This window comes from Micromonospora sp. NBC_00362 (assembly GCF_026342155.1).
Lineage (GTDB): Bacteria > Actinomycetota > Actinomycetes > Mycobacteriales > Micromonosporaceae > Micromonospora > Micromonospora hortensis.
Genome location: NZ_JAPENH010000001.1, coordinates 4,812,371 through 4,825,518, shown reverse-complemented (window position 1 = coordinate 4,825,518; position 13,148 = coordinate 4,812,371). Strand labels below are relative to the sequence as shown.

15 protein-coding genes and 1 tRNA gene are annotated in these 13,148 nt (G+C 70.9%); 13 read left to right on the top strand and 3 right to left on the bottom strand.

The window, feature by feature from the left end:
* The first annotated feature begins 194 nt into the window (after positions 1-194).
* The 12 genes from OG992_RS22205 to OG992_RS22150 all read left to right on the top strand — a co-directional run bounded on the left by OG992_RS22205 (position 195) and on the right by OG992_RS22150 (position 10,149).
* On the top strand, positions 195-440 hold the full coding sequence (locus OG992_RS22205) for a DUF6284 family protein (RefSeq protein WP_266304208.1): 246 nt from the start codon (positions 195-197) through the stop codon (positions 438-440).
* Positions 440-814, top strand: a complete 375-nt coding sequence (locus OG992_RS22200; protein WP_266304207.1) for an RRQRL motif-containing zinc-binding protein — start codon at positions 440-442, stop codon at positions 812-814. Before OG992_RS22205 ends, OG992_RS22200 begins: the two co-directional genes overlap by 1 nt.
* Positions 811-1,776, top strand: coding sequence for a hypothetical protein (locus OG992_RS22195; RefSeq protein WP_266304206.1), 966 nt, complete (start codon positions 811-813; stop codon positions 1,774-1,776). Before OG992_RS22200 ends, OG992_RS22195 begins: the two co-directional genes overlap by 4 nt.
* A gap of 263 nt (positions 1,777-2,039) precedes the next feature.
* Positions 2,040-2,189: a hypothetical protein gene (locus OG992_RS22190; protein WP_266304205.1), complete on the top strand. Its 150-nt coding sequence runs from the start codon at positions 2,040-2,042 to the stop codon at positions 2,187-2,189.
* A gap of 97 nt (positions 2,190-2,286) precedes the next feature.
* Positions 2,287-4,515 carry a cell division protein FtsK gene (locus OG992_RS22185; RefSeq protein ID WP_266304204.1) on the top strand — a complete coding sequence of 743 codons (2,229 nt, stop codon included), beginning with the start codon at positions 2,287-2,289 and terminating at the stop codon, positions 4,513-4,515.
* A gap of 142 nt (positions 4,516-4,657) precedes the next feature.
* Positions 4,658-4,903, top strand: a complete 246-nt coding sequence (locus OG992_RS22180) for a hypothetical protein (RefSeq protein ID WP_266304203.1) — start codon at positions 4,658-4,660, stop codon at positions 4,901-4,903.
* Positions 4,900-5,196, top strand: a complete 297-nt coding sequence (locus OG992_RS22175; RefSeq protein ID WP_266304202.1) for a hypothetical protein — start codon at positions 4,900-4,902, stop codon at positions 5,194-5,196. The genes OG992_RS22180 and OG992_RS22175 overlap by 4 nt, the downstream gene beginning before the upstream one ends.
* The gene (locus OG992_RS22170) at positions 5,196-5,495 is read left to right on the top strand and encodes a hypothetical protein (protein ID WP_266304201.1); all 300 of its coding nucleotides are present in this window, start codon (positions 5,196-5,198) and stop codon (positions 5,493-5,495) included. Before OG992_RS22175 ends, OG992_RS22170 begins: the two co-directional genes overlap by 1 nt.
* A 31-nt stretch (positions 5,496-5,526) precedes the next feature.
* A complete protein-coding gene (locus tag OG992_RS22165) occupies positions 5,527-6,501 on the top strand; it encodes a bifunctional DNA primase/polymerase (protein WP_266304200.1) in 975 nt (324 codons plus the stop codon).
* Entirely contained in the window at positions 6,498-8,057 is a 1,560-nt protein-coding gene (locus tag OG992_RS22160) for a hypothetical protein (RefSeq protein WP_266304199.1), read from the top strand. Before OG992_RS22165 ends, OG992_RS22160 begins: the two co-directional genes overlap by 4 nt.
* Positions 8,058-8,657: 600 nt before the next feature.
* The gene (locus tag OG992_RS22155; protein WP_266304198.1) at positions 8,658-8,867 is read left to right on the top strand and encodes a helix-turn-helix domain-containing protein; all 210 of its coding nucleotides are present in this window, start codon (positions 8,658-8,660) and stop codon (positions 8,865-8,867) included.
* Positions 8,868-8,883: 16 nt separating this feature from the next.
* On the top strand, positions 8,884-10,149 hold the full coding sequence (locus tag OG992_RS22150; RefSeq protein ID WP_266304197.1) for a site-specific integrase: 1,266 nt from the start codon (positions 8,884-8,886) through the stop codon (positions 10,147-10,149).
* A gap of 86 nt (positions 10,150-10,235) precedes the next feature.
* Here OG992_RS22150 and OG992_RS22145 read toward each other — a convergent pair.
* Positions 10,236-10,322 (bottom strand) — tRNA-Ser (locus OG992_RS22145).
* A gap of 75 nt (positions 10,323-10,397) precedes the next feature.
* Here OG992_RS22145 and deoD point away from each other — a divergent pair.
* Positions 10,398-11,105, top strand: coding sequence for a purine-nucleoside phosphorylase (deoD, locus tag OG992_RS22140; protein ID WP_074315244.1), 708 nt, complete (start codon positions 10,398-10,400; stop codon positions 11,103-11,105).
* Positions 11,106-11,261: 156 nt separating this feature from the next.
* On the opposite strand, the gene OG992_RS22135 is transcribed toward deoD, so the two are convergent.
* Positions 11,262-12,461, bottom strand: a complete 1,200-nt coding sequence (locus OG992_RS22135) for an ABC transporter permease (protein ID WP_266304196.1) — start codon at positions 12,459-12,461, stop codon at positions 11,262-11,264.
* Entirely contained in the window at positions 12,461-13,144 is a 684-nt protein-coding gene (locus OG992_RS22130) for an ABC transporter ATP-binding protein (protein ID WP_211326764.1), read from the bottom strand. Before OG992_RS22130 ends, OG992_RS22135 begins: the two co-directional genes overlap by 1 nt.
* Positions 13,145-13,148 lie beyond the last annotated feature (4 nt).

Below are 13,148 nucleotides of genomic sequence, written 5' to 3'. Positions count from 1 at the left end.
TCTGCGGCATCCCCGCCTTGAGCCACCTGGTGGCCGACCCCGGTGACTTCCCGGGCGAGCGGGGCGAGCGGGCCGGGTCTGGCGCGCGGCATGGACTTCTGCCTCTTCATTCCTGTTCGCCCCCGGGGTGCGGCCGATCTGGTCGCACCCCGGGGCCTCTTCCCCGACTTCATCGACTCACCGGAGGTTCCCCCGTGCGCACGCACCTCGCCCTCGTCACCACCGACCCGACCGCCGCCGACCTCGCGGCGATCGACGCGGAATGGCCGCTGATCGCGGCCGACTTGGACCTGCTGGACGCCGAGATCACGCTGCTCTACGCCGAGGACCACGGCGGCCCGTCCCCGCTGGACTGGCGGCGGTTGCGCCGGGCTGAGGCCCGCGTTACCCGCGCCGCCACCGAGACGACCGCCCGCACCGACCCGCGCCGCGCGGCCTGATGGCCCGCATCCGCGCCGCCTTTCACGATCCGGACGGGGCGCGGTACGACATCCCTACCTACTGGTGGCAGGGTGCCCCGCCCGGCTACGCCACCCGCCGCCAACTGACCGCCGCCGGCCTACGGCCCGGTGGTCAACCCATCGCCGCTCAGGTGCTCTGGCGCGGCGTCGGCGGCACCCGCACCGCCTACCTGTACCGGGTCGACCTGGCCGCCCCGAAGCGCACCGCGACCCCCGCGCAGCGCGCCGCCATCGGCAAGGCCCTAACGGCCCGTCGTACCTGCCCGACCTGCCACACGGTGCGGCCCTACTTCATTCCGCGCTCGCTGGGCGAATGCCTCGCGTGCGCCTTCCCCCAGGAGGACGCAGCATGACCGCCCCCACCATCAACGGCACCCGCTACCCGCAACCGATCGAAGTCCTGTTGCCCGCCGCGCGGGACCTGGAGCTGCCGGACGGGGAGGTGTTCCCGTCGCGGAACCGGCTCATGCGGGAGTTCCGCATCGGCGCGCCGAAGGCCGGCGAACTGCTCGCGCTGCTCAAGACCACGCCGGCCGACGCCACCGAGGCGGCCACCCCGGACCCGGCACCCGCGCCGGCCGCACCCGAGCCCGCACCGCCGACCGAGCCGGACCCGACGCCCGCGCCGGAGATCACCCCGCCCGAGCCGGCCGAGCAGGTCACGCCGGTCAGTCGCCCGGACACGCCCGCCCCGCCCGCGCCGGCCCGCCGGTTGAGCCGTGGGGAGCGTCGGGCCGAGCGGATGCAGGAGGCGCGGGACGCGCTGATGCAAGGGCGGACCCGCCGGGTTCAGGAGTGGACCGCGAAAGCTGCTGAGGCTCGGCAGTTGCGTCGACTGCTGATGGACCCGGACGTCCAGGCGGTCCGGCTGATGCGCCAGCGGGCACGCTGGACCGCAATGGCGTGGTCGGCGCTGCTGTTCGCGCTCGCGTTCACGATGGTCAACGTTCAGCGATTCGCCGCCGGACACGCCGAGCCGTGGTCCCCGACGTGGCTGGTCGCGTGGCTGGTCGACCCGGCCTTCTCGATCCTGCTCGTTGGCCTACTCATCGCCCGAGGGCAACTCTCGGCCGTCGGCCGGAGCGTTCACGAGCGCACCGTCCGCAAGGTCGAGTATGGGCTATTGGCCAGCACTGCCGCGATGAACGTCATGCCGGCACTGACCGAGGCGTACCCGGGCGGCTTGCCTGAGCAGGTCATGCAGGTGCTGCTTCACCTGCTCATTCCCGGCCTGGCGTTCGCGTCCGCCCTGGTGATCACCCTCGTGCAGGACCACTTCTCCGCTGCCATCGCGAGCCTGACCGACACCGAGTAGCCCCGCCCGGCGGCGCAGCCCTCATGGCCTGGAAACCAGTGCTGCGCCGCCGGTCTCACCCCCCTCCGTCTTACAGACATCAGGGAGAGAACACCCATGATCCCCCGCCGCGCGGCTGCCGCGCACTCCCGAACCGTCCTTCTGCCCTGCGGCAAGCACTACGCCACGTTGTGGGGCAACGCCAAACCGCCCACGACCTGCGGCGACTGCCCGCCCACCACCAGCCGCTAGCCGCACCTCACCCGGAAAGGCTCATGCGACCGATGCGTATCTGGCACCTGTTCAACGTCCTGGCCCTGGCCAACCTCGTGCTGATGTTCACCGCCGACGACACCACGAGCCGTGCGCTGCACGCGGTCGGCACGGTCGCGTTCGCGGTGACCGCCATCGCGACCCGCCCGTCGCGTCCCTGACCCCGCCCGGCGGCGCGGCCTCACGGCCTCGACAACCCGGCCGCGCCGCCGGCCCTCAACCCCCGACCCTCACGGATCAGATGGAGGAACACCCATCATGACCTCCCCCCAAGGAGACGACCGCTTCGACTGGCAGGCCGCCGAGGCGGACCTGACCGACCCCGACGGCCCGGATGCCGAGGTGGTCGACCTGGACGCCGCCCGCGCCCGCCGCGCCGGCACCGACGACCCCGACCCCGACGACCTCGACGCCGACCCGGGCGAGGGTGGCTCGGTGATGGTGGACAGCATCGGCGCGCAGCGCCGGCCGCGGTTCACCCTCGCGGGGTTTCGCGACGCGCAGCGCCGGCCGATTCTGCCGGGCTGGCTGCGCTCGCGTTCCGAGTTCGCCGGCAACCTGACGTGGGCTACCGGCCTGGCGGGGCACGGTGTGCTCTACCACGGGCTGCGGGTGCCGAAGTACGCCGCGAAGCTGGCCTGGCGTGCCCCGTTCGGCCTCGGCCGGGTGGTCGGCGGGTACGGGCGGTGGCTGTTCGACCTGGAAGGCGAGCCGGTCCGGCAAGCCGTGGTCCGCGCCGCCGTCACGAAGCCGGAAGAGGCCAAGACGTACGAGACGCTGTCGCGGCGTCGGGATCGGCGGGTGCGCTGGCGCGGCCTCACCGCCGTGCTGCTGGCCGTGCTGCTGGTCGCTGGCCTCGGCGTGCTGCTACTCGCGACCACCGCCGTTCAGGTGGCCGCGCTCGCGGTGGTGCTGCTGGTGTTCGGGGTGCTCGGCGCTCCGGCGGATCGGCCGCTGCTCGACACCGCCGTGGTGCGTACCGACGCCGCGCCGCTGACCAGCACGGAGGTGTTCACGGCCCTGGCGTCGCTGCGGATTCCGGGCATCGACGCCGCGATCCGCCGTGGCGACAACGGCAAGCGGTGGTTCCCCGCGCCCATCGCGCGGGAGAACGGCGTCGGCTGGCGCGCCGAGGTGGAGCTACCTCGCGGCGTGGTCGCCTCGGCCGTGATCGAGAAGCGCGAAGAACTGGCGGGTGCGCTCACCCGGCCGCTGGGGTGCGTGTGGCCGACCGCCAACGCCGACGTGCACCCGGGCCGCCTCGTGCTGTTCGTCGCGGACAAGGACATGAGCCGCGCGAAGCAGAAGCCGTTCCCGCTGCTCACCTCCGGCACGGTGAACCTGTTCAAGGCTCAGCCGTTCGGCACCGACCCGCGCGGCGCGCTGGCCACCATCACCCTCATGTACGCGTCAATGATCATTGGTGCGTTGCCCCGGTTCGGGAAGACGTTCGCGCTGCGGTTGGCGCTGCTGCTGGTCGCCCTCGACCCCCGGTCGTGGGTGCTGGCGTTCGACCTCAAGGGCACCGGCGACCTGTCGCCCCTGGAGCCGGTCTGCCACGCCTACCGGGCCGGTGACGACGAAGACGACATCGTGTACCTGGTCACCGCGTTGCGCGAGGTCCATGCGGAGATGCGCCGCCGCACGAAGGTGATTCGGGATCTGCCGCGTGACCTGTGCCCGGAAAACAAGGTCACCGACGAGTTGGCCAACAACCGCAAGTTGGGGTTGCACCCGATCGGCATCGGGATCGACGAGTGCCAGCGAGGCTTTGAGCACCCGAAGTACGGCGCGGAAATCGAGGACATCTGCGAAGACCTCGTTCGGCGTGGCCCGGCCGTCGGGATCATGCTCAAGCTGGCCACCCAGCGCCCGGACGCCAAGAGCCTGCCGACCGGCATCTCCGCGAACGCGGTGCTGCGGTTCTGCCTCAAGGTCATGGGACAGACCGAGAACGACATGGTGTTGGGCACGTCGATGTACCGCAACGGCATCCGGGCGACGATGTTCTCCCGCCGGGACAAGGGCATCGGCTACCTGGCCGGTGAGGGTGACGAGCCGGTCATCCTCAAGACGTTCGAGATCGACGGCCCGGCCGCCGAGGCGATCGTCACCCGCGCCCGCAAGGCGCGGGAGCGCTACGGCAACATCACCGGCCACGCCGCCGGGGTCGTGCTCGACACCACCGCCGTGCGGCGGGACACGATCCTTGAGGACGTCGCCGGGGTCATGGCCGAGGCTGAGCCGAAGCTGTGGTCGACCGTGATCGTGAAGCGTCTCGCCGCGCTGCGGCCCGACGTGTACGCCGGGTTCACCGCCGACCAACTCCGCGAAGCGCTCAAGGCCCACGGGCTGAGCACGAAGCAGTGCTGGGGCGAGGACACCGACACCGGCGAGTCCGGCAACCGCAAGGGCTTCCACCGCGCCGACATCCTCACAGCGATCACCAAGCGTGACCGCGAAGCGGGTAACGGCAAGACCAAGTAGCCCACGATCCGCCGCTAGGTCTAGCGGCCAGCACCGCTAGACCTAGCGGCACCGCTAGCGACACAAACATTTCCTGGCCAGCGCCCTAGCACCTAGCGGCGTTGGCCCTGCTCACCCTGAAAACGGCCCCAGGAGGCGAATCGTGGTCACCCTCGCCCTGCTAGCTAGCCTCACCCTCGCCGGTTACGCAACGTGGTACCTGATCCTCTGCTACGCGTCCCCGTTCGGCCGCTGCCACCGCTGCAAGGGAGCCGGCCAGCGCCCCGGGCTGATCGTCCGCCGCCTGACCCGCGAGTGCCGCCGCTGTGCCGCCACCGGCAAACGCGTCCGTGTCGGCCGCCGGCTGATCGAGCACATCCGCACCGAATACCGGGCCGGCAACCAATGACCCGCCGACCCCGCGACGGACACACCGAATGGTGCGGCAAGGATCACCGCTGCGGCCTCGGCGAGCACCGATCCGACGAGATCCTGGTCGACGTCGCCGGCCGCTCCCGCGCCGTCCTCGTCAGGGTCCGCACCGCCGCAGGGCGGGAGCACGCCGAGGTGCGCATCCGCGTGGCGCTCGCACCGTCCGAGTCGGCCGCGCGTCGACAGTTGGTCGGGCTGCTCGGTGACCTGCGGGAAACCGTGACCCGCGCCGCGGTCGCGGGCCGTCCCCGACCTCGGCGGGCCGCCTGATGCCCGCCGCGCGCCGCGACGGCCCATCCCCGCGTGACGCCCGGCTGTCCGGGTTGGAGGTCTGGCTCACCGGCACGCCCGCCGAGTTGGACGCCGTTACTGCCGCGCTGGTCGGCGCCGGGCACCTCACGCAGCACGGCACCCGCCGGCCGCTGACCGGCAGCGACGCCGGCCGCTACCGGCTCTATCTGCGCCTGAGCGTCACTGCTGGCCGGCAGCGGCCCACCGGCCCGGCGGACGCCTCCGGCGGTGCGCTGATCGACCTCGCTGCCGCCCGCGCCCAGCGCCGCCCGGCCTGACCCATCCCCGCGAACCTTTGGGAGATGCCCCATGCCTGACCTGTTGACCGCCGCGCTCGCGCACGCTGCGCGCGGCTGGCACGTCTTTCCCCTGCGTCCTGACGATCAGCCCGACAACCCGGATGCGGCCAAACGGCCAGCGTTCCCGAACCGCTGCACCGCCGAGTGCTGCACCCGCGCCGATCCGCGCTGCCGTGCCGCCGGCCGTCACGTCGGGTGGGAGGAACGCGCCACCACCAACCCCGGCCGTATCCGCCGGGCGTGGTCGACCCGCCCCTACGGCGTTGGCATTGCCTGCGGCCCGTCCGGGCTGGTCGTGGTCGACCTCGACGTGCCCAAGCACGCCGACGACACCCCGCCGCCACAGTGGGCCGGGGCGTGTGACGGCCTGGACGTGTTCGCCGCCCTCGCCAACCGGCACGGCGGCATCGACGCCACGTACACCGTGACCACGGCCAGCGGCGGCAGTCACCTCTACTACCGCCACCCCGCCGCCGGTACGGCGTTGCGCAACACGACCGGCGACCGGGGCGGGTTGGGGTGGAAGGTCGACACCCGCGCTCACGGTGGCTACGTCGTGGGCGCCGCAAGCACCGTCGCCGGTCGCCCCTACGAAGTGGCGCTGGACTGCGACCCGGCACCCCTGCCCGCGTGGGTGGCCGGGCTGCTCGCCCCGGCCCCGCGACCCGCGCACCGGCCCGCCCCGGTGGCGCTGCCGCCGGACCGGCGCGGTGCGTATCTCGCAGCAGCGATCCGCCGCCAGGTCGCCCACCTCGCCGCCGCCGCTGAGGGGCAGCGCAATCACGCCCTGTTCGCCTCAGCGGTGGCGCTCGGGCAACTCGTCGCCGGGGGAGCGCTCACCGACACCGACGTGAGCACCGTGTTGGAACCCGCCGCGCTGTCGCTCGGCCTGCCCGCCGGGGAGGTCGCCCGCACGATCGCGTCCGGACTGCGGACCGGGGCGAACAACCCGCGCACCCTGGCCAGGGCGGGGAGGGCGGCATGAGCACCCGGTTGCAGATCGGGTCCGGCCCCGAAACGATCCGCGTGCTCAAAGCGGCGCTGGTCGACGGGCTGCTACCCGACACCTACGTATCCGCAGGCTCCCTCGTGCACATGGAAGCCGTCTCCGGCGGCCTGGCCACCGCCGCCGACGAGGACTCCCCGCTGCCGGTGTCGGCCAGCATGGTCAACCCCGCCGGCCTGGCCGGGCTGCTGGCCGAGCACGCCTACGTGTACCGGCTCAAGACCCGCAAGAGCGACACCGGAGATCCCGAGGTCTACGAAGACGAGGTGACCCCGCCCCGGGACATCCTGTCGTCGGTGCTGGCCGGGAAGACGTGGCCGGGCGTGCCGCCGCTCCGCGGGATCATCGGCGCTCCGGTGCTGCGGCGGGACGGCACCCTGTTGCAGCAACCGGGCTACGACCCGGCGACCGGCCTCTACCTGGCGTCTAAGGTGGCGCTTCCCCCGGTGCCGGACGAACCGACCCGGGCGCAGGTCGACGAGGCGCGCACGTTCCTGCTGGATCGGTTCCTGCGTGACTTCCCGTGGTCTAGTCCGGCGGACCGGGCGAACTATGTGGCGCTGCTGGCCACGCCGATCCTGCGGCACTTCACCCGCTCCCTGACCCCGTTCGCGTTGATCGATGCGACCATGCCCTCATCGGGTAAGACGATCCTCACGGCGGGGCCGGGGATGCTCTACGGGCAGCGCGTCATGACCTGGGCCTACTCCGACGAAGAGTTGCGCAAGTCCATCACGGCGGTGCTGGCCGAGCAGGTCGGCGTGGTGATCTGGGACAACCTGGCCGAGGGCACCGTCATCGACTCGGCCGTGCTCGCCCAGCTCGTCACCTCCGGCGTGTGGTCCGACCGGCAGCTAGGTGCGTCGCGCAACGTCGCCACCGTCAACGACCGGCTGTGGATGGCCACCGGCAACAACCTCCAGGTTGGCGGGGACATGGCCTCCCGCACCGTGCGGGTGCGGCTCGACCCGGACATGCCCCGCCCCGAACTGCGCGACCAACGCGGGTTCGGCATCCCCCACCTTGACCAGTGGATCACCGACCCGGCTAACCAACTCACCGTCCTGTGGCACCTGCTCGTGCTGGTGCTCGACTGGACAAGGCGGGGAGCACCCCGGGTGTCGGGGTTGTCGATGCGGCAGTTCACCCCGTGGGCGCAAGCCCTCGGCGGGTTCCTCGCTCACCACGGCATCGACGGGTTCTTGACCAACGCCGCCGATATCCGTGAGATCGATGAAGACGAAACGCGCTGGCGCGCGTTCCTCACCTGCTGGCACGACCGCCACGGCGGCCGTGCGATGACCGCCGCCGATCTGCGGCAAGACGGCGAGCCCATGCACCTCGGCAGCGACGTCAACGACCCGTGGGATGGGCAGTTCATCACCACCCACAACGGCCGGCTACCTAACCCGCTGCAACTCGGCCGACTGCTGACCGGGCAGGCCGGGCGGTGGCGCGGTGAGCACGTCGTCCGCGCCGGCCGCAACGACCGAGGCGACCGGTCCGTCTTCTGGGTCGAGCGGCACGAGGGGTGAAACCCGCTGAACCATCTCCGCATCTCCGCAACGCCGCACCGACCCTCACCACCAGGTAAAACACCCTGCGGAGATCAGACCAGAGAAGAACACCAGTCTCCGCATCTCCGCAACCAACTGCGGAGATCCCACCTCTTGCGGAGATGACCCCTCACCACCCCGCTCCATCTCCGCAAGCATTTGCCCAGCTCGCAGCCATGTTTGCGGAGATGCGGAGATGCGGAGATGGTTCAGCCGCTCTCAGCGGAACAACCGGCCGGGCGCCGCCGACCCAAGACCGCGACCCGCTGAGAGCCACACAGCCAGATCGATGCATGGCCTAACCCCAACCCATCGCAAATCTTGGCTATACGGCGCTCTCAGCGGCCCGCCCTACGCCGCCCTGCCGCACCACCACCCCGAGTGTCCACAACTGACCAGCACGGCCCGAAAGGCATCCACGATGCGCATCAGGCTGCACGGCACCCTGACCGAAACCGCCGCCACCCTCGCAGCGCTTGTCCACGTGCTCACCATTCGACACGTCAGCCGGCCTGACTCCGACCGGCCACCCTCTACCCGCCACCGGATTTACCTCGACGCCATTCCGAGGGGGCAGAAGTGACGACCACCGACACCCGCATTGTCCTGACCATCGAACAGGCCGCACAGCGTCTCGGAATCGGCCGCACGACGATGTACGCGCTCGTCAAGACCGGCCAGATTCGAACCGTGACGATCGGTCGCCTCCGCCGGGTTCCCGCCTTCTGCCTCGACGAGTACGTCCAAAACCTTCTGACCGACTCGACTACCTTGCCAAACGCCGCCTAGGAAAGGCTAGGAATTCATGGGAAAGCGCAAACCAAACGGGGCATCGAGCATTTACCAGGGCAGCGACGGGCATTGGCACGGCCGCGTGACCGTTGGCACCAAGGACGACGGCAGCCCCGACCGCCGCCACGTCCGAGGTAAGACCGAGGCCATCGTTACTCGCAAGGTGCGCGATTTGGAGCGCGACCGCGACAAGGGCACCGTCCGCAAGGCGGGACAGCCGTGGACGGTCAAGACGTGGCTTACACACTGGGTGGAGAACATCGCCGCGCCGGCCGTTCGCGAAAACACGATCGCCGGCTACCGGGTCGCCGTGTACCGGCACCTGATTCCCGGACTCGGCGCGCACCGCCTGGAGAAGCTGCAACCCGAACACGTGGAGAAGCTGACCCGAAAAATGCAGGCCGCGGGCAGCGCCGCCGCCACCGCCCACCAGGCCCACCGCACCCTACGGACTGCCCTTAACGAGGCGGTGCGCCGGCAACACATCGTGCGCAACGCCGCCAGCCTGGCGAAAGCGCCGCGCCTCGAAGACGAAGAGGTAGAACCGTACTCGGTAGAGGACGTGCAAAGGTTATTGCTTGCCGCGAGCGAACGGCGAAATAGCGCGCGATGGGCAATCGCGCTTGCACTCGGACTACGGCAAGGCGAAGTGCTGGGATTGAAATGGGATGACGTAGACCTGAACGGCGGGACGCTTACCGTCCGCCGCGCGCGGCAGCGCCCCAAATGGAAGCACGGTTGCGCGAAACCCTGCGGGCGGAAGTTCGGCGGTCACTGCCCGGATCGGCAGCCGCTACGTACGGAAACCGCCGACACGAAATCACGGGCCGGGCGGCGCAGTATCGGAATTCCGGATCCCCTGGTTGACCTGCTACGCCTGCATCGGGAAGAACAGGACGCCGAGCGCGAAAAGGCCGCGCAACTCTGGACGGATACCCGCTATCTGTTCACCACACCGACCGGCGGCCCGGTCAACCCGCGTACCGACTACACCGAATGGAAGCGGCTGCTAATCCGCGCTGGACTGCGCGATGGGCGGCTCCACGATGCCCGGCACACCGCGGCAACTGTGCTACTGATCCTCGGCGTGGCCGAGCGCGCCGTGATGGGCATCATGGGGTGGTCGGACTCCGGCATGGCACGCCGCTACCAGCACCTCACCGGACAGGTTCGCCGGGACGTGGCGAAGCGGGTCGGCGGGCTGCTCTGGCAACCGCCGGAGACCGCCAACAACGACCCGGACGATGGGGCGGCCGGAGTCCTCAGCAAGGCGTCATGAACGCAACTGAGACCAGAACTGAGACCACCACGGAGAAACGCCCGGTGACTCACGGAGAGTCGCCGGGCGTTTCGCCTGTTACAGAGCGGTGGCGGAGGGATTTGAACCCTCGGAGGGCGTTAACCCTCACACGCTTTCGAGGCGTGCTCCTTAGGCCGCTCGGACACGCCACCGCCGACGAGGGTACAGGACCGCCGGTTCCGACGCCGAACCGGTATCGCCCGGGCCGGCCTGGCAGGATCTTTGCCATGAGTACGCACATCGGCGCGAAGCCGGGCGAGATCGCCGAGCGGGTCCTGATGCCGGGTGACCCCCTGCGGGCCAAGTGGATCGCGGAGACCTACCTCGAGGGCGCCACCTGCTACTCGACGGTTCGGGGCATGCTGGGCTTCACCGGCCGCTGGAACGGCGTCGAGGTTTCCGTCCAGGGCTCCGGCATGGGCATGCCGTCGGCCTCCATCTACGCCCACGAGTTGATCAACGAGTACGGCGTGAAGACGCTGATTCGGGTCGGCTCCTGTGGCGCCCTCAGCACCGACCTGCAACTGCGGGACGTGGTGGCCGCGATCGGGTCGTCCACCGACTCGAACATGAACCGGATGCGTTTCGACGGGCTGATCGACTACGCCCCGGTGGCCGACTTCGGGCTGCTGCGTACGTCGGTCGAGGTGGCCGAGCGACGCGGCATCACCATGCACGTCGGGCCGATCCTGGCGGCGGACGCCTTCTACACCGACCGGCCGGACCTGTACGACACCCTCGCCGACTACGGCGTGCTGGCGGTGGAGATGGAGTCGGCGGCGCTCTACACGATCGCCGCCCGGTTCAAGGCCCGCGCGCTGACCGTGTTGACAGTCAGCGACCACATCAAGACCGGTGAGAAGACCACCTCGGAGGAGCGCGAGCAGACCTTCAGCCAGATGGTCGAGATCGCCCTCGACACGATCATCGCCTGACCCGTCCGGGCGGCGTCACCGCGACGAGCGTGATGACTGTGAGGCATCAATATGCCGCACAGTCATCACGCTCTTTCGCATCACGCCGTCCCCCGCCGGCCCGACCGAGCCACGCCGGCCCAACCGAGCCACGCCAACCGGCCCGCGCCACGCCGGTCACACGGCGGCCAGCGCCTCCGTCGGCGCGAGTCGGGCGGCGCGCACCGCCGGGTAGAGGCCGGCGAAGCCGCCGATGACCAGCGTCGCGCCCACCCCGCCGAGCATCGCCCAGGCCGGCACCACCGTCGGCCAGTCCTGCGACAGCGCGTAGCCCGCTGTGACCAGGATGCCCAACACCACCCCACCGATCCCGCCGAGCGCGGAGAGCAGCAGCGACTCGGTGAGGAACTGGGCCCGTACCTGACCGCGGGTGGCGCCAAGCGAACGGCGCAGACCGATCTCGGCTCGGCGTTCCAGCACCGAGATCACCATGGTGTTCGCCACGCCGACACCACCGACCAGCAGGGCGACCGCGCCCAGGCCCAGCAACAGCCCGGTGAAGGCGTCGTCGGTGGCCTCGGCGGCGGCCAGCGCGTCCGAGGGCCGGGACACCTCGACCTCGTTCGGCGCCTCCGGGTTGGTGGTCGCGCCCAACACCGACCGGACCGCCTCGACCTGCGACTCCTGCGCCCGGGTGTAGACGGTGGTCGGGTGACCGTCGAAGCCCAGGTATTCGGCCGCCGCCACCCAGCCGACAAGCGCCGAGGTGTCCAACTCCGGGGCGAGCGGTGCCGCGGCGAGGGTGCCGACCACGGTGAACGGCCGCCCACCCAACCACACCTGCACCTGCGGGTCCGCCGAGGTGATCCCGAGCCGCTGCGCGGCGGTGGCGCCGAGCACGACCGCCGGGTAGCGAGCGGTCGCCTCGTTGAGCCAGGTGCCGGTGGCCACCTCCGCCCCCACGGTGCCGAGCAGGTCCAGCCGGGCCGCCCGAGTGGCGATGCCACCGGTCTCCGCCGCCGGGATCCGGTCCGAGCGGTACACCTTGGCGTCGGAGACCTGCCCGGTCGCGGACACCTCGGTCACCGGGCCGATCCGCCCGATCATCGCGATCGACTCCTCGGGCAGTTGCGCGTCGGCGCCGAACAGGGTGCTGCCCGGCGCGACGGTGAGCAGGTTGGTGCCGAGCGCGTCGAGTGCCCGGTCCAGCTCGGCCCGGGACGACGACGAGATGCCGACCACCGCGATCATCGCGGCGATGCCGATCGCGATGCCCAACGCGGAGAGGAACGCCCGCAGCGGACGGGTCCGCAGCCCCACCCCACCGACGCGTACGACGTCCGCCGGCCGCAGTCGGGCCGGGGTCAGCGTCGCCATCAGCCGACCCCGCCCGACGCGAGGGCCGAGTCGTGTCGCACCGCGCCGTCGCGCATCCGCACCTGCCGGGGCAGGCTTCCCGCGATCTCCCGGTCATGGGTGATCACCACGACCGTGGTTCCGGCCCGGTGCAGATCGTGCAGCAACTCCAACACCCCGGCACCGGAGTGCGAGTCCAGGTTGCCGGTCGGCTCGTCGGCGAGCAGCACCGCCGGCTCGCCGACCACCGCGCGGGCCACGGCCACCCGCTGCCGTTCCCCGCCGGACAGCTCGTGCGGCCGGTGCCCCAACCGGTGGCCCAGGCCGACCCGGACCAACGCGGCCTCCGCCCGTTCGCGTCGCCGCCGCAGCGGTACGCCGGAGTAGAGCAAGCCGTCGGCCACGTTGTCCACTACCGGGACGCCCGGAGCGAGGTGGAACTGCTGGAAGACGAAACCGATCCGGGTGGCCCGCAGCGCGGACAGCTCCCGGTCGGTCAGCTTCGCCGCGTCGTACCCGTCGATGAGCACGCTGCCCGACGACGGCCGGTCCAGGGTGCCGATCAGGTGCAGCATCGTCGACTTACCCGATCCGGACGGGCCGACGATAGCGACCAACTCGCCGTGACCGATCCGCAGCGACACGTCGTCCAACGCGACGACGCCGCCGGCGTACCGCTTGCTGACCCGGTCGAGCACGATCACCTCG